The 19,767-nt window shown below is 68.1% G+C and carries 16 protein-coding genes and 1 pseudogene; 4 read left to right on the plus strand and 13 right to left on the minus strand.

Going from position 1 to position 19,767, the window contains the following annotated elements:
- Nucleotides 1-40 precede the first annotated feature (40 nt).
- Together ACIBCJ_RS05415 and ACIBCJ_RS05420 are read left to right on the plus strand one after the other, a co-directional pair.
- Nucleotides 41-436: pseudogene (locus tag ACIBCJ_RS05415) on the plus strand (DUF6083 domain-containing protein); the annotation flags it as partial.
- A gap of 339 nt (nucleotides 437-775) precedes the next feature.
- The gene (locus ACIBCJ_RS05420; protein ID WP_365981087.1) at nucleotides 776-2,254 is read left to right on the plus strand and encodes a UvrD-helicase domain-containing protein; all 1,479 of its coding nucleotides are present in this window, start codon (nucleotides 776-778) and stop codon (nucleotides 2,252-2,254) included.
- Nucleotides 2,255-2,303: 49 nt separating this feature from the next.
- Here the strand turns inward: ACIBCJ_RS05420 and ACIBCJ_RS05425 are convergent, their stop codons facing one another.
- Nucleotides 2,304-2,777, minus strand: a complete 474-nt coding sequence (locus ACIBCJ_RS05425; protein WP_365980887.1) for an ATP-binding protein — start codon at nucleotides 2,775-2,777, stop codon at nucleotides 2,304-2,306.
- A gap of 272 nt (nucleotides 2,778-3,049) precedes the next feature.
- On the opposite strand from ACIBCJ_RS05425, the gene ACIBCJ_RS05430 reads away from it, so the two are divergent.
- Nucleotides 3,050-3,286, plus strand: coding sequence for a DUF397 domain-containing protein (locus ACIBCJ_RS05430; protein WP_365980886.1), 237 nt, complete (start codon nucleotides 3,050-3,052; stop codon nucleotides 3,284-3,286).
- Between the two features lie 88 nt (nucleotides 3,287-3,374).
- Complete coding sequence (locus ACIBCJ_RS05435; RefSeq protein ID WP_365980885.1) at nucleotides 3,375-4,277, plus strand: helix-turn-helix transcriptional regulator; 903 nt, start codon at nucleotides 3,375-3,377, stop codon at nucleotides 4,275-4,277.
- A gap of 18 nt (nucleotides 4,278-4,295) precedes the next feature.
- Here ACIBCJ_RS05435 and ACIBCJ_RS05440 read toward each other — a convergent pair whose 3' ends face one another.
- From ACIBCJ_RS05440 to ACIBCJ_RS05495, 12 genes are all read right to left on the minus strand, one after another.
- Entirely contained in the window at nucleotides 4,296-5,213 is a 918-nt protein-coding gene (locus tag ACIBCJ_RS05440) for an SAM-dependent methyltransferase (RefSeq protein ID WP_365980884.1), read from the minus strand.
- Nucleotides 5,214-5,256: 43 nt separating this feature from the next.
- A complete protein-coding gene (locus tag ACIBCJ_RS05445; protein WP_365980883.1) occupies nucleotides 5,257-5,793 on the minus strand; it encodes a hypothetical protein in 537 nt (178 codons plus the stop codon).
- Between the two features lie 30 nt (nucleotides 5,794-5,823).
- Complete coding sequence (locus tag ACIBCJ_RS05450; protein ID WP_365980882.1) at nucleotides 5,824-6,729, minus strand: helix-turn-helix transcriptional regulator; 906 nt, start codon at nucleotides 6,727-6,729, stop codon at nucleotides 5,824-5,826.
- A gap of 325 nt (nucleotides 6,730-7,054) precedes the next feature.
- The gene (locus tag ACIBCJ_RS05455; protein WP_365980881.1) at nucleotides 7,055-7,228 is read right to left on the minus strand and encodes a hypothetical protein; all 174 of its coding nucleotides are present in this window, start codon (nucleotides 7,226-7,228) and stop codon (nucleotides 7,055-7,057) included.
- Nucleotides 7,229-7,992: 764 nt separating this feature from the next.
- Nucleotides 7,993-9,171: a Wadjet anti-phage system protein JetD domain-containing protein gene (locus tag ACIBCJ_RS05460; RefSeq protein ID WP_365980880.1), complete on the minus strand. Its 1,179-nt coding sequence runs from the start codon at nucleotides 9,169-9,171 to the stop codon at nucleotides 7,993-7,995.
- Complete coding sequence (locus ACIBCJ_RS05465) at nucleotides 9,168-12,602, minus strand: SbcC/MukB-like Walker B domain-containing protein (RefSeq protein ID WP_365980879.1); 3,435 nt, start codon at nucleotides 12,600-12,602, stop codon at nucleotides 9,168-9,170. Before ACIBCJ_RS05465 ends, ACIBCJ_RS05460 begins: the two co-directional genes overlap by 4 nt.
- A complete protein-coding gene (locus tag ACIBCJ_RS05470) occupies nucleotides 12,599-13,192 on the minus strand; it encodes a DUF4194 domain-containing protein (RefSeq protein ID WP_365980878.1) in 594 nt (197 codons plus the stop codon). Before ACIBCJ_RS05470 ends, ACIBCJ_RS05465 begins: the two co-directional genes overlap by 4 nt.
- On the minus strand, nucleotides 13,189-14,658 hold the full coding sequence (locus ACIBCJ_RS05475; protein ID WP_365980877.1) for a DUF3375 domain-containing protein: 1,470 nt from the start codon (nucleotides 14,656-14,658) through the stop codon (nucleotides 13,189-13,191). Before ACIBCJ_RS05475 ends, ACIBCJ_RS05470 begins: the two co-directional genes overlap by 4 nt.
- A gap of 151 nt (nucleotides 14,659-14,809) precedes the next feature.
- A complete protein-coding gene (locus tag ACIBCJ_RS05480; RefSeq protein ID WP_365980876.1) occupies nucleotides 14,810-16,156 on the minus strand; it encodes an AAA domain-containing protein in 1,347 nt (448 codons plus the stop codon).
- Nucleotides 16,146-17,654, minus strand: a complete 1,509-nt coding sequence (locus ACIBCJ_RS05485) for a hypothetical protein (protein WP_365980875.1) — start codon at nucleotides 17,652-17,654, stop codon at nucleotides 16,146-16,148. The genes ACIBCJ_RS05480 and ACIBCJ_RS05485 overlap by 11 nt, the downstream gene beginning before the upstream one ends.
- Nucleotides 17,651-18,790 carry a hypothetical protein gene (locus tag ACIBCJ_RS05490; RefSeq protein WP_365980874.1) on the minus strand — a complete coding sequence of 380 codons (1,140 nt, stop codon included), beginning with the start codon at nucleotides 18,788-18,790 and terminating at the stop codon, nucleotides 17,651-17,653. Before ACIBCJ_RS05490 ends, ACIBCJ_RS05485 begins: the two co-directional genes overlap by 4 nt.
- Nucleotides 18,791-18,841: 51 nt before the next feature.
- Nucleotides 18,842-19,687, minus strand: coding sequence for a hypothetical protein (locus tag ACIBCJ_RS05495; protein WP_365980873.1), 846 nt, complete (start codon nucleotides 19,685-19,687; stop codon nucleotides 18,842-18,844).
- Between the last annotated feature and the right edge of the window lie 80 nt (nucleotides 19,688-19,767).

Below are 19,767 nucleotides of genomic sequence, written 5' to 3' on the forward strand. Positions count from 1 at the left end.
ACTGCGTGGACTGAGGCGCGCCGTCTGGCACGGTCCGCGCATGCGTTCCCAACCCATCTGCCCCCACCATCACGGGGACGGCAGCGCTCGTCTCCCGTACACGCGGCCACCCCTGTGGGTATTCGCCGCCAGCCCACGCCAGCCCCAAGGGGCCAGACAGACCCGACGCTGCAACGCCTGCGGCAACCGAATCGAGCACCACCCGCCCGCCGACCGCCAGCTCGTCGTTCTGTACCCCGCAGAACCAGCCGCAGACACATTCCCTGAAGACTGCCGCTGGCACTCCAGAGGCGTCGCCCACCCTCACGGTGACGGCATGGCAGTGCCTGGTGCTGTCACAACACCGCCCCGCCAGCCAATTTCCCCCCACCGAGCAGCCACCCCACAGGACGAGCCCCGTCTGGACTCCCTGCGCCTCGGGCACACACCGCAAACCCATCACGTGATCGACATCAGCCTGTTCGCCCCCAGACCTCGCTCAGCACAGCACGTCCGACTCTGTCCACCTGGTCGTCCGCACCCTGATGAACCACCACTCGGCCAGCGCCTCGGCAGGAGACTTCTGCTGCGCCGCCCAGCCCTCTCGCGGCGCCTGACCGGCCACACTCCCCAACAGGTGGTGGAACAAGCACCGCACCGAGCGCTGGCCCAGCACGACCGAAACGAAACCGACCGTCTCAGCCGAACGCTGTCCCACCATCTGCGGAACGACACCCGCCGGTCTTCTGGCAGCCTTCGGACAAGTCCTGGCCCGCACTCCCGGAGCAGCACCATGGTGAACGCCACCCACGAACAGACTGCCGCAGCCGACGCCTTCTGCAACGGCGACCACCTGTCCCTGCAAGCTGGCGCAGGAACCGGCAAGACCAGCACCCTGAACCTTCTCGCCCGCACCACCAGCCGCCGAGGCCGCTACCTCGCCTACAACCGCGCCATCGCCCAGGACGCTGCCGCCCGCTTCCCCGCACACGTCCGTTGCAAGACCGCCCACGCCCTGGCCTACGCCGCCCTCGGTCATCGCTACTCCCGCCGCCTGAACGCGCCCCGCCGCCCCGCCTGGCAGACCGGCCAAGCCCTCGGCATCACCAAAGCCCTTCACATCGCAGACCGCGAACTCACCCAAAGAACCCTCTCCAACGCCGCGCTGCGCACCGTCACCCGCTTCTGCCACACCGCCGACGAGACCATCACCCGCCACCACGTACCGCACCTGCGCGGCCTGGAAGACCCCGACCATCACACCGAACTCGCCCACCACATCGTGCCGTTCGCCCGCAAAGCATGGGCCGACCTGCAACACCCCGACGACGGCGCCGTCCGCTTCGACCACGACCACTACCTGAAAATCTGGGCACTCACCCGGCCTCGGCTCGACACCGACTTCCTCCTGCTGGACGAAGCGCAGGACACCAATCCGGTCGTCGAAGACATCTTCCTCGCCCAGCGCGACCACGCCCAGCTCGTCATGGTCGGTGACTCTGCACAGGCCATCTACCACTGGCGCGGAGCCAAGGACATCATGACCGGCTTCGACGGCACCCGCCTGGCCTTGTCGCAGTCCTTCCGTTTCGGCCCCGCCCTTGCCGCAGAGGCCAACCGCTGGCTCCACCTCGCCGACGCTCCGCTCCGCCTCACCGGCACCCCCGACATCCCCACAGAACTCGGGACCGTCACCCAGCCAGATGCCGTTTTGTGCCGCACCAACGTCGGTGCCATGGCGCAGGTGATGGCACTCATGGCCGCCGGCAGCCGAGTAGCTCTGGCCGGCGGAGGAGAGAGTCTGCAGACCCTTGCCCTGGCAGCCCGGGACCTCAAGGAAGGCCGGCGTACCCACCACCCGGAGCTGACCCTCTTCACTCACTGGGGCGAACTCCAGGACTACGCAGCCTATGACCCGGCGGGACGTGATCTGCAGCCGCTGGTCAACCTCGTCGACAGCCACGGCACAGATGCCATTCTCGACGCCGTAGCTCGGCTCGTCTCCGAGCCACAGGCGCAGGCGACTGTCTCCACCGCACACAAAGCAAAGGGACGGGAGTGGTCCCGCGTACTCATTGCCGACGACTTCGCCCCAGGGGGCAACGGCCCAGCCGACAGCGATGACGGAGCTCCGACGCCTCCTGAACCGATCGACGAGGCAGAAGCCCGTCTGGCGTACGTGGCCGTCACACGGGCACGGCAGTGTCTCGACCTCGGCGGGCTGTCATGGGTCCGTGACCACCCCGACGGTGCTGCGGCGCAGGACGCGTCATGAATGCCCGCGTACGTGTGAAGGTGCGGACGGGGCGACCGTCATCGCCAAGTCAGTGCGTGTGCGCGTTCAGCCGTGCCCAGACGGTCTTTCCGGGTGCTGCCTCGGCGTAACCCCATTGGCTGGTCAGGGCGTCCACGACGAGCAGGCCCCGGCCTGCGACGGCCATACCCCGAGGCGGGTGGGGCAGTGGGGGAGCCGGACTGGGGTCGGAGACAGCGCACAGCACCGTGCCCGCAGTCCGGGCGATACCCAGCCATGCCTTGGCTTCCCGCGGAGCGCTCGACCGCAGCGCATGCCGAACCGCGTTGGTGGTCAGCTCGTTGACCACGAGAGTCAGGTCTTCGGCCACAGCCCCGATGCCCCACGCCACGGCGGTGTCGCGGACGAAGCAGCGGATGCTTTTCAGACTACTCGGGTCCCGCGTGAATGCCCGAGCGGCAAAGTCGGATGTGCTGATGCCCAGGGCAAGTCCCCAGTCCGGTGCCGTGGGTGGCGTCAGCGGTGAACGGGAGTGGCAGCTCATGCTCCGAAGTGGCAAGAGCGCCTCCGAATTCGGCCCTTGGCTCGGCGCTGTCGCCGCGTGAGCTGTCACTGTTCATCCCCCCGGAAGACGTCCAGTTGTAAGGGCCGCGGTCCTCTGCCCTGACTGATAAGTATCCGCGTCGGCCCACTCCGGATGCAATTGCATCCGTGACTTGCATCCAAATGAGGAGAGGAGGGAAAGCATGTCCCCAGCAACCAGAGCAGCGTCACCCAAAAATGAAAGAAGTCGGAAACGATCGAAAGAGGTCGGACATGGCCCGTGTCTTCAACGGTGTCCCGGCGGACTCTCTTCCAGGAGTGGCATGGGTCAAGAGCCGTCACAGCACAGCAGACGGCAACTGCGTCGAAGTGGCGGTACTGATAGGAGGTGAGGTGGCACTGCGCAACTCCCGGCACCCTGACGGACCGGCGCTGGTCTACACGAGGGCAGAGATCGCGGCCTTCATCGCGGGGGTGAAGGATGGTGAGTTCGACCCGATCGCCAGTTAACGCCAGCCTGAGACAGCCCAATTGACGCGCCTGTCGCCTCGTCTCCTGGAAGACTGACGCTCGTCGTCCGGCCACTACAGGAGACATCATGCCCGTGCCCGCCCCTCCGGTCGATGCACCGACCCTGGAGTACTACCTCGACCATTCCGCGCGCAGCCCCGTCGCGCTGCGGCTGGTCCTCGGGTACTACCTGCGTCACCTGCGCAAGGCGGCACACATCGACGCGGAGCCGGCGGGCAGGTCCATCAGATGCTCGGAAGCCAAGATCTCCCGGATGGAACGAGCCCAGGTCACTTGCAAGCACGACGACGTGATGGATCTGCTCACCCTCTACGGTGTCGATGACAAGCGCGTCCGCGCCTGCTTCGCCGAGATCGTACGCATCTCCCGCCAGGCCGGCTGGTGGCACCGATTCGACGGAGTCCTGCCGGACTGGTGCGGCAAGCTGATCGGACTGCAGGAGGCAGCCTCTGTCATCCGCACCTACGAAGTGCAGCTTATTCCCGGGCTGCTGCAGACACCCGCCTACACAGAAGCCCTAGTACACCAGGCCTACCCCGCCGCTCCTGCGGAAGAGGTCAAAGACCGGCTGGAACTCAAGGCCCTGCGCCAGAACGTCCTGATCCGCCAGGACCCGCCCCGCCTTTGGGCCGTCCTCGACGAAGCCGTGCTGCGCCGGCCCATGGGCGGCGATCTGGTCATGCGAGAGCAACTGCGCTATCTGATCAGCATGTCTCGCCTCAGCCATGTCACGATACAGATCGCGCCCTTCAACCGGCCGGGGTGCATCGCCGGAGGCTTCCCGATTACGCACCTGCGCTTCGACCTTCCAGCTTTGCCCGACGTCGTCTACCTGGAGCAACTGCAGGACGCCGAGTACTTGGACAAACCAGACGAGACTCAGCATTACCGAAGCGTCCTGGACGGCTTGGCCCAGGCCGCTCTGTCCCCGCAGGAGAGTGTGGAGCTCCTGGACAGCATGATCAGCTGAACCCGGCCAGTCCGCACCTCAGGGCACCACGGCCACCGCTCCGTGCTCGGCCCACCTCAGACTGCCGCCACCCGCAGCACGGTCACCGCCCGGCCGCCACTGGTGCACATCCACCAGCCCCGGAGTCATCTGCTGCAAGCCGTCGAAGAATGCGTTGACGTCCTCCCGCGGGCGCACGCGTCCCCACCGGCCCGCAGCCGCTTCCCGCAGCAATGCACCAGCCTTCCGACGCACCTCGGCATCCTCACTCACGAGATGGCTTGCTGCGATGAAACTTCCCGATGCCAGTATTCTCGCTGCCTGCTGCAGCACGGTCGAAGGACCAGCGCCTTCGGGAACGTTGTGCAGTCCTGAGACAAGAAGTACGGCCACCGGCGACGAAAAGTCGATCATCTCGCGCACCGCTGCACTTTTCAGCAGAGCAAGTGATTCAGCCGGAGCAGCCCGCATGACCAGCGTGTACCGGTCCTCCCACAAAGCGCGGCCATGAACCAGAGCCAGCGGATCGTGATCGGCATAGACGGTGCGCGCACCCGCCTGGATGCGCCGCGCAACGTGGTGCACTCCCACAGAGGTCGGCAGTCCGGCGCCGAAAACCACGTACTGGCGCACCTGGTGATCATGGGCCAGATGGCTGGTTGCCCTCAAGAGGAACCGATGCGCAGCCTGAGCGACCCTAGGTGCTTCAGGAACGATCTGCGTCAGCCGCTCGCACGCCTCACGGTCGGCGCCGTAGTGGTCCTTGCCGCCCAACAGGTAGTTGGTCATCCGGGCAAGGTTCGGTGATTTGGAGTCGATTACGTCCAGCCGCGGCGTCTGCCCGCGCTCCAAGGTGGCACCCCGCCCCGTGTTGGTACCCGCAGCACGCTGCGTGCTGCGGGTACCAATGGTAAGGAGGCCGCTTTCACCGCGGGTAGGTCTTCGCCGAATCAGCACGCGCGGGTCGAAGCGCGCTGCAGGATTCCCTTCCGGAACCCTCTCACCGGCGCGTGCGACCGGCCGGCGGATGCGCGGCCGCGGCGGAGGCCGTCAGCTTCCCGGGCAAGGCCCGCTGAGCCATCCGCAACCGGGTCGCGACCACCGGCGGCTCGACCCCCATCAGTTCCGCCGCCTGCGCCTCACTCAAATGCATCCGGCATCGCAGGACGACCGCATCCGCCTGCGCGGGCGGCAGCACCTGGTGCACCGGATCCGGCCCCGTGACACCTGCATCACCGTTGCGCAGCACGGAGGAGATCAGGGCGTCCAGCAGCCGCCACGCCACCGCAGCAGGCCGCGGGCTGCTGATGACCGTCGGCCAGATCGTGGCAAGGTTGCCCAGGAGTGCCCTGACCACCTGCTGGCTCATCAACGGGTCCCGGACCCGCTCCCGCGTGTAGTGCAGGTACCGCTCCTGATGCAGGAGGCAGAAGGCGGTGTACTCCAGCGGCAGAACCAGCTCGATAGACGGCGCAGTGGCCTCCATCGCGCCGTCTGCCTGCACCAGCCGGTCCGTCCGACGCAAACGCATGAACATGGCATCCCACTTCCTGCAACACACAGGGCATCAGGCGGATTCGGACGGGTCAGCAGACTGCGACTGCGGATCCTTGGGCGGATCCATGCAGAGCAAAAAGGTGTAGTGGACCGCCTGCCACAGCGGCCGCACGTCGGCGGGCCAGCCGCCCAGCGCGGTCACCAGCGCCGACGTCTGCTCCCAGCCCGGAACCAAGACGCCCTCGAGGATGTCGTCGATCTCCTGGACACTCAGCGCGCCGTGTGAAGCGCTGCGGACCACGCCGACACGGGGACGTCCTGCCGCCAGGTGCAGACCGCGCAGTGCGGCGTGCAGCCGGTCCACCGCATCAGTGATCGCGTACTGCGTTGGCGGCACCTTTCCGTGTGCACTTTCGAACAGCACGCTCAGCTCGGCCGGGTCGCCTCCGAACAACGCGGTCAGCGCACCCACCACGGCCCAGGTCGGGGTTCGCTCTCCGGAAAGGATGCGCGAGACATATGAGGGAGACAAGGACGTCCGCTCGCCCACGTCCCTGATCGTCAGGCCACTGGATCGGTGGAGATGTGACAGCGCTGAGGCCAGCTTCGCCGACGCCCGCTCGGCCACCTTGGACAGCTGACCGTCCGTTGCGGCGTTCGGGCCCTCCACCATCGGGGCAAGAGGCTGCTGCACCTCAGCACGCTCGGCAGCCCGCCTCCTCAGGCGTTCTCGCACCCGGTTCTCCGGCCACCGTGTTCGGGCCGTGGTCGCACTCAGCTGCGCCGCCTCGGCTACCTGATCCCAACTCGAGCCCTGGGACCGTGCGTCCTGAACGGCGGCCGCCGTGTAGTAGTCCACTTCCCGGGCCACGCTGCTGGCACAACGCAGCAGCTCCTGAAGAGGCCGCCCGTCGTACTCGGCTTCGAGGAGAGCGGCCGACAATGCCTGCAGATCCTCTGCAATGCGCCGGCCCATGGGGAGTGCCGTGGGCGCCCTGTGCTGGCCTGTCTTGCCAGACCGGTCGCGCTGCGCCTTGCTCCGGCAGCCGACGCTGCAGTACTCCCGTTTGCGGCCCGGACCGATCGTCTGGGCGAACCGCTCCTGGCAGTAGCGACAGATGCCATAGCGGGGACTTGAACCCGCCATCCTTCCTCCCACGTGCTGTGACCGTTTCTCTCCCGTCCGCGCGGGGTTCTGCGCAAGCTGAAGAGGAATGAACTCTTCCCGTCTCTGTCCCGGCGGCAGGCGCCGGGACGGCGGGTGGCGCGCTGTGCAGCGCGCCACCACGATCAAGCACGGCTCAGACCAGTCGAATTCGCTGGTAGCGGAGCTGCGAGCGGCGCATCATCACCGAGAGGCCAGCCACCAGCGCTGTGGTGGCGGACCCCATCCACTCGACTCGGATCAGGAGGACGGGGAGCACGGCCACCGCCAGGAACGCGCTCGCCTGCACCGTGACAGTCCAGGCACTCATGCCACGGGTTTCAGGCTGGGAACGACGCGGAATGCTAGCGTCGTCGCGAGTTGCCGCCCTGGTTGCGGCAGCGGCGAAGTACGGGACAAGCACAGGTGGTTACCTGCCTTTCTTGATCTCGTTGAGGAGGGGCCCCGGAGTCGGTAGCGAGCCTGCCCGGGGTTCCCTCGTGTCAACGGACGGTAGTCCCTCCGTCACAGGTGGCGCCATATAAACGGTTCATCGCGCAAAGTTCGAATCTCCTTGCGGTGAGCAATTGCAGTCTGCGGCCTGCGAAGGTGCCGAACGTCGTCGACTACTGTCCGACCTTGATCGATCTCGACCGCGAATGCTAAACCCCTGCTGCCCTGCATAAATGCGGCTGCTCCATGCACGTGGACCATCCAGCTCCCCTGGTCGTACGCCGGGGCGCGCTCCGTCAGCGCGAGGTCTGAGGACGTTTCGCGCCCAGGCCTCACCTATACGTTCGCGCAAATTTGCATATCCCGCCCTCGCGCGAGTGAATCCAGTCCTTCCAGAGAACTGCCGCAACCAGGGTGTGTCGTGGCGGCTATGGAAGAGATCAACGACGCTTACGCGTTCGAGACCGGGCTGCTCGTGATCGACGTCAGCTTTCAAACGGTTCGACTTTGTTGGTGACCGCGATGCGCGCCCCGATGCTGTCGAGCCTGTTGGCGTTCGCTCGCTGTCCAGGTGCCGGCGCCAGAGCATGGCTTGACCATAGGCCCCGGGTGGTGGCTGACTAGCGTCCAGAGCCTGCACTGTCATTCCTGCTGCCGCCTCAGAGCTTCTCGCACGGTGGCGATGGCGATGCGTTCCTGCTCCAGGCGAAGGTGTGGCCCATAGGTAGCGTTCCGCAGGTCCTGGTCGAGGTGTGCTTCCTCGGGGGTGAGGCGTGTCAGGTTGCTGTGTGCCTGTGTCTTCTCCTGGCTCCAGTGGGCTTCGTGGGCGAGGAGGGTGGTGCGGTCCATGAGGAGTGACGTGGTGTGCGGGAAGTGTCCCCGGACCTGGTCGAGGATGGCGAAGCCGTGGGTGTCGATGTCGCCCCAGTAGTAGAGGGCGACGTTGTCCAGCCAGGGGAGGTGACGCAGCAGGGCCGCGGCGTATCCGGAGCCGAGGATGGCGACGGCGTTGGCAACCGGCGGCAGTGAGAGGTAGGTGATCTCGTTCTCTAGGACGAAGACGGTGCGCACTGCGGGGGACCAGCGCGCCAGTTCATCGGCTCGGACGGTGAGTTCGCTGAAGGGCAGAGGAGAGGCACCAAGGTAGCGCAGGCGGATGTAGACGGGCTTGGTGCGGAAGCCGTAGCGGGTGGCGAGATCGCTTTTCGGGGCGTCCGCGTCAATACGGTCCTCGGGAAGAGTGTGGTCGAGGAGCTCGGCGAGGATCGCCTTGTGACTCTCGATGAACTTGGTGTCCACGCCGGGGACGTCGATCTCGCGCAGGTAGACCTGCTTGGTTGTGTGGTCACGTATCCAGCAGACCGTACGCACCAGCTGATGCCAGACCTCAGCGTGGGGGAGGACCTTCATGGGGTGGTCGGCCATCCAGCCGACGAGTCCGGGGCCGTGGAGTGCGGTGCGCTCACACAGACGGTGGAAGTGGTCGACCTGGGCGGTGACGCCCAGCAGCGCCCACAGGGCGGGGCGGGTCTCGACCCAGGCGCGGGCCGGCACAGTCTGGGCGGGAAGGCCGTTGCGGCCGCCGATGCTCTTGGTCTGCAAGCGCAGATGAGGGTGAAGACTGGGGGCCCAGGACTGCGACCAGGCGAGTGCCTTCTCGTAGTGGTGCAGAGCGTCGGATGCGGTCGGGCCCTTGAGTGACACCGCGATGGATTCGAAGGGGTAGCCGTGGGCGGCGTCGGTGAGGTAGCGGCCGCTAGCCCACTTGCGGCGCAGGGTCTCGACGACATCCTCGGGGCGGCTCCAGGCGTCTGGTGTCATGACTGCTCCGCCGGCCGCTGGTGGGCCTGCCGGGCCGCCTGCTTGTGGGCGCGGAACTCCTCGATGGTGAGGTTGACCAGGCGGGAGCGGTTCCCGTCGGGTTTGTCGACGTAACCGACGCGGGTGACGTGGGGCTCGATGACGTGCAGCTTCTGGAGCGGGGTGATCACGAGAAGTTGCAGGCCCAGCCGTTGGAACAGGTCAAGGGCGAAGTGGGCCGAGGAATCGTCTCCGCGTCCGAAGGCCTCGTCGATGGTGACGAAGTGGAAGGTCTTGGCCTTGGCGGCAGTGGGGTCGATGCGGAACTGGTAGGCGAGGGAGGCCGCGAGGACGGTGTAGGCGAGCTTCTCCTTCTGGCCGCCTGACTTGCCGCCGGAGTCGGGGTGGACTTCGTGCTCGGTTCCGGTGTCGCGGTCGAGTTCGCTGGCGGAGAAGGCGAACCAGCGTCGCACATCGGTGACCCTGGCGGTCCACCCGGCGTCGGCGCGGGTGTGGTCGGCGCGTCCCTTGAACCGGTCGAGGAGCGCTTTCACCTCGAGGAACTTCTCCTCGGTGTAGGCGTCGCCGGGGTCGTGGGAGAGCGCTTCGCTGCTGCAGGCCCGCAGGTCGTGCTGGAACTCGCGGATTTCCCTGCTCAGCGTGGGGGCGGCGTTCAGCCGGATGTAGCGGCCCGGGTTGTAGTCGATGCTGGCCAGCGAGTCGTTGATCACGTCGATGCGTTCGCGGATCTGCTGCTCCTGCGCGGTGAGCCGGCCCTGGAAGGAGGCAATGTCGCGGATGACATTGGTCCGCAGGTAGAGGAGGAACTGCTCCTCGAAACGCGGCAGGTCCTCGTCAATGAGGTGGCCGTGCAGCGATCTGTAGCCGGCGGCGGACTCGATGGAGTTGTCCAGGTCGGTGGTGTGGGCCGGGTACTTGCCGCGGAAGGCGGTCATCAGTTCGGTTGCCTGGTTGCTTGCCTGGCGCAGGGTGTCGTTGCGCCGGCCGATCGTGCGCCGCAGTTGTGCTTCGGCTTCGCGCTCGGCAGTCTCCAGTTCTTCCAGGCGTCTGTCGTCGCTGGTGATCGCTGGCAGGAATTTGCCCAGGGCCGTCTCGTGGTCCGCCAGGGCGTCGAGGTCGCACTCTTCCAGCAGACTCGTGGTCTTCTCCAGCAGTGTGGTGGTGCCCTCGGTGTCGCGGCGCAGGGCTCCCAGGTCTTCCTGGCCCTGGCCGAAGGCCTCTTCGCTCTGCTTGATGTCGTTCCTGGCCTGCTGGAGCTGCTCGGTGAGCGTGTCCAGGCCTGCTGCGGCCTCAAGGGCGCGCTTTTGCTGCTCGAGCTGTTCGATGTCGGCGACGGTGGCTGGCCAGTCGAGCTCCGTGTAGGTGGTGACGCTGGCCAGAAGGGTGAGGGCGCCGTTCATTCCGGCGCGGTCCCTGCGCCGTTCTTCGAGCGCGCGGGCGGCGGCGGTGAGAGCGGCACTCTCGCGGGTGAGGCGGTCGGCGTCGGCGAGGAGGGTGTCGAGCTTGGCCTGGTTGCTCCAGCCCAGTACCCAGTTGCGCCGGTCGTCGATGCGGTGGGTGTCGTTCTTCTCGTGGCGGCCTCCACCGGCCTTGACCAGGCCCTGCCGGGTGACGGCGGGCCGGGTAGCGCGAGTGAAGGTGTCCAGGTCTTCGGCGCACAGGTAGTCGGCGTGCGAACGCAGTCGTGTGGCGAGCCAGTCATGGGCCCAGCTGTCGGTCTTGAGGTCGAGCTTGCCGGCCAGCAGGGTGGGGTCGTCGGGCAGAGCGGCGGGTGGTGTGTGGGCCGGGACCTGGAAATAGACGAGCCTGAGGCTCAGGTGACGGCCGTTGACCCAGGACGAGACCGCGTCGTAGTAGGTGTGCGGGACCAGCAGGGACAGGGCGAGCCCGCGCAGGACGCGTTCGGCGGCACCAGCCCAGTTCGCCTCGTCGTCGCGGACCTGGATCAGTTCGCCAGCGAACGGCAGTACATCGTCACTGACGCCTGCGGCTGCGGCGAGTTCGCGGCGCAGGGCCAGCAGCTTGGCAGGGATGCTGGAGCGTTGTTGCTGCAGACTGGTGATCTCGCGCCGCATCGCCTCGGTCGCGGCGGTGTTGTCACGGCGTGCGACGGCGAGGCCGTCGAGTTCCTCACGGTCCTGCTGTTCCTGTTCCCCTGCCAGGGCGCGGGCGGAGTTGATCTGCTCCGTGCGCTCGCGGAAGGAGACGGAGTCGGTGACCGGGTCCATGCCTGCTTGCGAGAGCCAGCCGTTGTACTCGGTGGCGCGGTTGCGGCGCCGCTGGCGTTCGCGGCCCAGTTCGTCGATGCGTCCGGTCAGCGCGACGAGCTGCTCGCCGCCGATGCCGTCGATGCGGCGCTGCAGGCCGTCGGCCGCGCCGCGCAACTGTTCCAGTCGCCGCGCGCGGGCGGACTGCTGCTCTTCCAGTTCGGTCGTGCGCGTACGCAGATCGGCGTGGCGTGCGGTCAGAAGCTGGTGGCGGTGCCGGGCGAAGAATGCGGTGACGGCGTTGTGGCGTTCCTCCAGGACGGTGAGGTCCTCCTGGACGGTGTCGTACCGCGCGCACGCCTCCACGATCGGTGTCAGGCCCTCGATCATCTGGCGGGCCCGGACCACTTCGTTGTGGCTGGCGGTGAGGGCCTCGAAGTGGGCGACGATCTTGTCGACGGCTGCCTGTGCGTCGAATGGCTCCAGCATCCGCTCGCGGACGAACTCGTCCAGGCTGCCCACGGCCTTCATCGACACCGTCTGGTGGAACAGGTCCAGGGCCTGCTGGCCGGGGATGCCCAGACCGCGGCGCAGTGCTTTGCCGTACTGGGTGTAGGTGCTGCCGTGGATGGTGGCGCCACGCTGTTTGAGCTGTCGGCGTAGGTCGGTGATGTCGGTGCCGAAGCCGGTGAAGTCGGTGTCGATGGACAGCGGGGTATCGGCAGTGAGGTAGAACCGCTCCGGCTGCCCGGTGCTGGTCGGGGAGGTCCAGTAGAAGACCTGCGCGAGCGTGAGGTGGATGCTCAGGACGTCGTTGGTGAAGACACCCAGGATCACGCTGTAGGAGGTGTGGTCGCGCAGCCCTACGGGGCGGGTGCTGCCCGTTGCTTCGACTCGTTCGTTGCGGTAGTGGCCCAGGACGTAGGAACGCAGATCGCGTTCCTTGGCGTCGGCGCCCGCCGCCTTGTTGTAGTCGATCTTGTGGGCAGGCAGGAGCAGTGTCGTGATCGCGTCCACCAGGGTGGACTTGCCCGACCCCACGCCGCCGGTGAGCAGCGCGCTGTGTCCGTCGACCGTGAACGTGCGGGTGGTGCGGTGGAAGGTGCCCCAGTTCAACACCTCAAGGCGAGCGAGCCGGAATCCGGGGCCGGCGCTCGCGGTGTGGGCGGGGCCGGGTGAAGGCTGGCGGGGGAGGGGCGCCGCCGGGCCGGTGGGGAGAGTCATACGTCGTCCTTGGCTGCGGGGGAGGCGGCGCTTCGATAGGTGGCGAGGAGATCGTTGAAGTCGTTCAGAACTTGGGCGTCAACCAGGGCCTTGAGGTGCCGCCGCACCTCGTAGGCTGCCGTGGTCTGCTTCGTCGGACGCAGCACCTTGAGGTCGACGAGCTTCTTGATATGGGCGTCGATCTGGTCGATGAGCTGTGCTTCGTTGCCGCGTGGGGGCAGGAAGCCGCGGACCATCTCGACCAGGTCCTCGCGGGTCAGCACCACGCGCGGGTCGTCGGAGCCGGCGTCGCTGTCGGCCAGCCGCCCGCGCAGCAGGACGAGCATCAGGCTGACGGGGAAGGAGAGCCGGTGGCGGGTGACCAGTCTCGGCACGGCGGTCCCGTCGTCCCGGTCCTCGATGTCCTGCTGCCGTACGTAGGCGTAGCCCTCGGCGCGGTCGACGACGACGTCGAGGCCTATGACCCCGAGGTAGTCTCCGATCGCGGCCTGCTGGGCGAGGATCTGCTCCCATACCAGCGGGGCGTCGCCCTGGTAGAGCACGCCCGCCTTCAGCAGGTGGACCACGGGGGTGGTGAGGGCATCGCTCATCGTGGTTCGGCCTTCCCGGCGGCGGTGCCGCCGTCGTTGCGTACGAAGGTCACGTGCGGCACTTCGGCCCGGGAGCGGCCTGGTGCCGCCACGCGCGGGTAGACCAGGACGTCGGTGCGCTCGGGGTCCACGCTCACGTCCAGGTCGGGATGCTGGATGCGGAAATAGCCGAGCAGCTCGGCCAGCCCCAGGGCCAGCGGGTGGTCGTCGACGACGGTGGCCAGGGCCGCCTGGCCGTTCGGGCTCGCGGTGACGGCGTCCAGGACGTGGCCGGTCAGCACCTCGGTGTCGACGTGGACGCCGGCGAACAATTCCGTCAGGTCCGCGCCGGTGTCGTCAGACGGTTCCTGCGCGGTGGTGTCCAGTTCGACGCGTTCGACCGGCATGTACAGCCGGCGCTCCATCGGCAGTGCGATGCCCGCCCTGGGCATGTCCAGCTCCATGCCAGGCAGGTTTGCAGTGTCGCCCAGGGCGGTGACGTGGCGTTGGAGGGAACGCACCAGCGTCAGTACGCGCTGGTCCTCCGCCCGGCTTCGGTCGGCGAGGAACCGGCGTAGCTGCTCGGTCAGTTGCCGGACGGTGTCCTGAGTGTTCTCGGCCGCCTCCAGCCAAGCGAACGGGATCTTCAGCAGTCTCCGGTCGGTTCTGCCTTCCAACTGTGGCAGCTGGGTGACCTGCTGCAGCAGTTCCCGCAGCTCCTGCTGGCGGCGAGGGGAGAGGAGGTAGTCGAAGAACGCCTGGAAGCTCTGCCCCTGGTCGGACTGGGCGATCTCGTCGCGCTCCAGCAGGAAGGCGGCCAGCTGCTCGCCCTTCCCGCCTTCGGTGGTGGCCACTTGCCGGCGCAGCCTCCGGTCCAGGTCCCGCAGGTTCGCCTCCACCTCGCGGAAGTCTCTCAGGAGCTCGACCGCGGTGCTCTCCACCTGCTGGTAGCGGTCCAGCAGCGCGAGCGGGGAGAGGAGTTCCACCTCTCCGGTCAGCAGCCGGGCGATCTGCGCGTCGAGCGCGTCACGTTCCCGGCGCAGCTCGTCGATGCGTGCCTGCGGGTCGGTCTGCGTGCCGAAGGCCATCTGCCGCAAAAGCGTGACGACGGTATTCAGGCGGGATTCTGTCCCGATGAACGAGCGTGCCGGCAGGTCACGCACCCACGCCGTGGCCTTCTCCAGGGCGGTGGTCGCATCGAAATGCGCCTCGTCCTCACCGGGTGGGTAGTACTTGCGCAGCCAGCCGCTCTTGGTCCACTCCGCCAGGTAGGCGGCCGCGGTCCGCGGAAAGGAGCCGGGATCGCGCTCGTTGAGGACGTAGAGCTGGTCGTCCAGCCGGGATTCCAGCACACTCTCGGGCACGCCCCGCGCGTTCTCCTCGACGAACACCGTGCCGCAGAAGGACAGCACCAGGGCGGCGTTGTCCCCTCGCAGCAGCACCCATGCCGGGTGGCTGGTAAGTGCCGTGACTTGATCGAATTGCATGCAACCCCCGATCGCATCCTGCAGCTACCGCGCCCATTTGAATGAGCGGACGCAGAGGCCCTAGGGACGAGAAATGACAAAAGCCGGAAGATAAAGCAATTACGCAAAACCAGTGGAGCGGCCGCGGTATCGGGCGGCAGTGACGCGTGGATCAGGCGGCGACGCGGTGCTGGGCGAGCTTGTCCAGCATGACCTGGTTGGCTTCCCAGCCGTCCGGGAACTTGGCGCGCACGGACAGGTGCACCGGATCGGTCGAGGGGTGGCTGTCCAGGAGGTCGGCGATGCCCTCGCGGGCGACCACGATGCACGCCTGCCGGTGGCGGGAGGCGAGCACGCACAGCCGCCCGGCCTCGAGGTGGAAGGCGGTGGCGTCGCGGCGTCCGGACAACGGGTGCACGACGATGACGACTTCGAACTCGCGGCCCTGCAGCCGGTTCGCGGTGTCCACGGCCACGCCCGGGGCGCCGGGGTTGCCTGTGCGGGCGAGGGCGGCCCGGACCAGGTCGGCCTGGTCACGGTGGGCGACGCCGATGGCGATGTCGCCCGGGCCCAGGGAGCGGCCGTTCTGGTGGCGCTCGCAGGTGGCGACCGCTCCGCGTTCCAGCAGCCGGCCGGCGAGGTCGGCGGCGGTCTGGATGGTCTGGGTGTCGGTGCGCGGGACGTGGCGGCGGGGCAGCTCGTGCAGGGCCCAGCCGCTGGTGAACGCCTGCACGAGGGTCTCGTCCAGGTCGGTTCGGGCGAGCCCGGCGGTGCGGAACTCCAGGGATCTGGTGTTTCTCTCGGTTCCGGCGGTGAAGCGGTTGAACGGGTAGAACGCCTGGGCGATGGTGGGGGCGGCCGAGGGCGGCAGGCGCCAGGAGACCGGCAGCCGGTGCACGGGGATGTTCCGGTTGTGCTCCAGCATCACGCTGACACCGTTCTGCGTCGGGTCGTGCGGCAACCCGATCCAGCGCTCGGTGCCGACGATCGTGAACGGGTCCAGCTGACCGGGGTCGCCGACGAACAGCCCCTTCTCGAAGCGTTCGACGATCTGCAGCAGCATGTCCGAACGCATCTGGTAAGCCTCGTCCAGGATCGCCCAGCCGAATGTGGTGTCGCGGACGGTGGCCCACTTGGCGGCGGTGGCGACGATGATCCGGCAGCCGGACAGGTCGGCCAGGGTGCGGCCGACGGTGGTGTTCGTCAGGGTGCCCAGGGCCGGGGGAGGGGTGTAGCCGGTGGCGCTCAGTCGCCCGACGGCGCTGCCAGGGTGTTCCCTGGCCAGGCGTGCGACCAGGTCGTCGACCTGGTTGTTGGTCTGGGCGACGATGATAGGGCGTTCGCCGCCGTCGGTGAGTTCCTGGGCGGCGCGGGCCACCAGGGTGCTCTTGCCGGCGCCGGGTGGGGAGTCGACGACCACGGCCTGGTGACGCCCGTCGGCCATGTCCGCGAGGACCGCCTGGGTGGCAGCGGCGGCCGCCGCTGCCGGGTCGGGTGTCGTGCTGGCATCAGTCGTCATTGCCCCACTCCTCTGCGGCGGCGTCCTCGGGTACGGCGGGGTCGGCATCGGCCCCGCCGGCGGCACTGTGCGTCCATGGGGTGGCGTCGGAGGCCGGGAACTGCGGTGTCGGGCGCCATCCGGGATCGGGCAGGTAGGCGAGACGCTGGCCCGGTTCCGGCACGCTGCCCTGCTTCGGGGTACGGCCGCGTCCCATTCCGCCGGTGACCTCCACCAGGACCCGTGTGAAGTTGCCGTCCGGGGCGACGGAGACGATCACGGCCTTGTGGCCGGCCGGCAGAGACGGGCTGATCAGTTTCGTGTCGGCGGCCAGCCGCACGGGGTCTTCGGTGCGGACGGTGATGCGCGGTCGCGGTACTCGCCTGTTCTTGTCCGTGGTGACCGTCCGGCCGGGGTCGGCTTCCACGACCGTCCCGGCGAACGCCTCCCCGGCACTGCGCCGGTCGGCCAGTACGAAGCGATCGTCGAAGGCCATGTCGGACTCGAAGTCGGCCAGCGCGCGCTCCAGCCAGCCCAGCCGCCGGGCCGCACCGATCGCGTTGTCCCGTCTGCGCTGGGGGAGACCGCCGGAGTCACGGTAGTCGGAGTAGTCCGTGAAGGCCCTGCAGTCGCCTTCGAAGCGCTTGGCGGTCCGCGGTGCCTCGGGCACGGAGCGCAGCAGCGACATCGCGTCCCACACCATGCGCCAGGTGGGCTGGATCTGGCCCGCGATCAGCTCCCGCAGCTCGGCTTCGGCAGCGGTCAGCATGCGAGGATCGCCGAGTGCGCGCGCCGTGTCGAATCTCCTGATCGCCGGGGCCAGGTCGCGATTGTCGAACGCGGGGGAGGTCGCCGGGCCCGCCGGCGGGCACACGTCCGGGTTCTCCGCCTCGGCCATGGCCTGCTCGACACTCAAGCCAGGCGGGGGAGCGATCCAGGCCATGAGGGAGGCGAGATTCTGGTTCTCCAGCGTGCTCTGGCCGGTCGCCCAGTGCTCGGAGAGCAAGCCGGTGATGGGCAGCAGCGTGGAGGTGCCGGCCTGCTCGGCCCTGTCGGCCAGGAAGGTCAGCCACATGCCGAACTCCGGTACGACGTCGGGCACCGCGTAGGGGCCGGATGTTTCACGGAAGCGGCACATGCGGCCCAGGTCGGCCAGAGCCTTGATGCCGCCGGGGTTGGGCACCAGGATCTGCGGCGCGTCGGTGTACCGGGAGCGCTCGCCTTCCCCGCGGCGGTCCTGGCGGAAGGAATCGATGTAGTCCATCACGATCCGGCCGAGGCCCGCGGCGAACTCGAACCGCTGGTCCCGGTTGCGGGGCTGGGCCACGACGAGCAGGGTCCCGTTCCTCTTGGCGGAGCCGGCCATCGCGGCCAGGGGAGCACCGGCCTCTCCGGCCATGGCCAGCGGGACGATCACCAGCGGCCGGGCGGACAGGTGCCGGTGCCGGAACTCGGTCAGGGGCACCGCCTGCATCGACTCCATCGCCTGCACACGCGCCAGCGCCGACAGCGTGCTCATGCCGCACCCCCGAGGTCTTCCAGTTCTGCGCGCAGCCGGGCGGCGTGCCGCAGGGCCGCGGCCATCTCCACCTGATCCTCGCTCGGCGTCAGCTCCCCGCGGGCGAGCCCCATGACCATGGTCGTGGTGTCGATGCCGCCGAACTGCTCGCGCACGACCGGCCCGAGGACATCCAGTGAGGCCTCCGCGCGGGCGCGGGAGCGGCAGTAGAAGGCCATCTCGCAGTGGTTGAGACAGTCCGGGCGGTAGGTCACGAGGACCTGGTCCAGAGCCTCGGTCAGCTCCTTGGCCGGGCGCCGGGGGCGGTCGTCCGCATCCGGCGCCAGGTCGAACGTGAGGTCCTCGGGCAGCAGGTCCACCAGGTCCCCGATGCGTTCGATCCGGGACAGCTGCCGGATCAGGGCCGCCACCTGCTTGCGTGCGTCGACGAACGCTCCGGTCGGGCGGTTGGTGAAGTCCTTCGGCGCGACCAGCACGATCGTGTCGGAGACGGCCTCCGCACCGATACCGGCCCGCCCGAGCAGGTCACGCAGCGCGATGATGTACGCACACGCCTGCGTGGTCGCTGCCCGGACCTGCGCGGAGTCCGCCTGCTCGTCGATGATCGGAAAGCTCTTGATCTCCACGACGTGAAAACGTCCGTCGATACGGAAGGCCACCAGGTCCGGCTCCAGGAACGCGGTGTGCCCGCCGATCTGCAGGCGCAGCATCGGGTGGTCGAACAAGGTGCCCTCGCTCTCGCCGCGGGCTGCCCGCAGCAGGACCTCCTCGGTGCGTTCGTGGCGCTGCTTGGACCGGCCGTCGCCACCGACGTCGTTCAGGTCCTCGTAGCCCACCTCTGGCAGCGTCAGCCCCAAGGTCTCGCGCAGGACGCGCAGGAGCTCCGCGCAGCCGTGCTCCTTCACCATCGCCTCGAAGGCGTTGCCGCGGGCGAGAGCGAAGGAGGACTGCCCGAAGGACGGAGGATGGCCGATGTGTGTGGCGATCGCGGCCTTGTCGGATCCGGAGGCGTCCAACAGGGCGCGCAGCGTGCAGCGCGGGTTGTTCTCCAGGGCCGCCAGCGACCGGGCGTTGTAGTCCAGGCGCTTCGCGGAGCCGCGCAGTGCGGTGAGTCGGTCGTCGACTGGTTCTTTCACGGTCTCGTAGATCCTTGCGGAGAAGAAAAGGATGCAGGGAAGAGAGGAGAATCAGGCGCGGGCCGACCGCAGGTGCGTCACACCCCGCAGGGGCGCGCCGAACAACTGTTCGTCGTCTTCGAGGGACTTGCGGGCCCGCCGCGCGGCCGCCACCCGAGTGGCACGGTCGGCGTCTGTATGCACTTCCAGCTCGGCCACGGCCGCACCGATCACCCGCTGCGCATCCAGAGCACCCTCGTGGCCGGAGGCGGTTTTCGGCATGGCGTCGGGGATGTTGGCGGCGAAGCGCCACAGCAGTCGCTGGGCTTGGGGAGTAGGACCGTCTGCCGTGGACTCGGAGGAGGTCTGCACCGCTTCGGCGATGCCGATCGCGCTGGTGAGGAAGTCCACGCGCGGTGACAGCGGGCCGATGATGCGCTGCTCCAGCGTCCAGGTGCTGATGCTGATCAGTGCCCGCACCGGTGTCAGCAGATCGTGCGCCAGTGCGGGGCACAGGTAGTACGGCCGGGCTCCCGGACTGGAGCGGTAGGAACGCTCCTCGTCCCGGCGCAGGCTGGACAGCTTGGACGCGGACAACTCGCCCGGGAAGAACGCCTCGTGGACCCCCACGATCAGCTTGGGCGCGGCCGGGGCCCGGAGAAGCATGAGGGCACGGTGGACGTGTTCACGTGCCGGGAGCTGCGATCCCCGGGCGGCGGGAGCTGCCTGCGGTGCGGAGGGAGGCGGGGCGGCTGCCGGTCCATCGGTGTCGAGGAGGGCGTCCCAGGCCCGCTCGGCGCGGCGCAGCTGCATCCGCAGCTCGCCGGCGCGTTCGGTGTCACCGGCAGCGGTGGCATCGCGGATTGCGCGGCGCAGGGCGGCGATGCTCTTTTCCAGGGCGTCCAGCGGATCACTCATGCACCAGACGCTACCAGAGTTCCAGAGTTTTCCAGACTTCTTCCAGTGATTCGAGGTACAGTCGAGGTCCTCGAACCTCC

The sequence above is a fragment of the Streptomyces sp. NPDC051136 genome (assembly GCF_044455745.1).
Classification (GTDB): Bacteria; Actinomycetota; Actinomycetes; order Streptomycetales; family Streptomycetaceae; genus Streptomyces.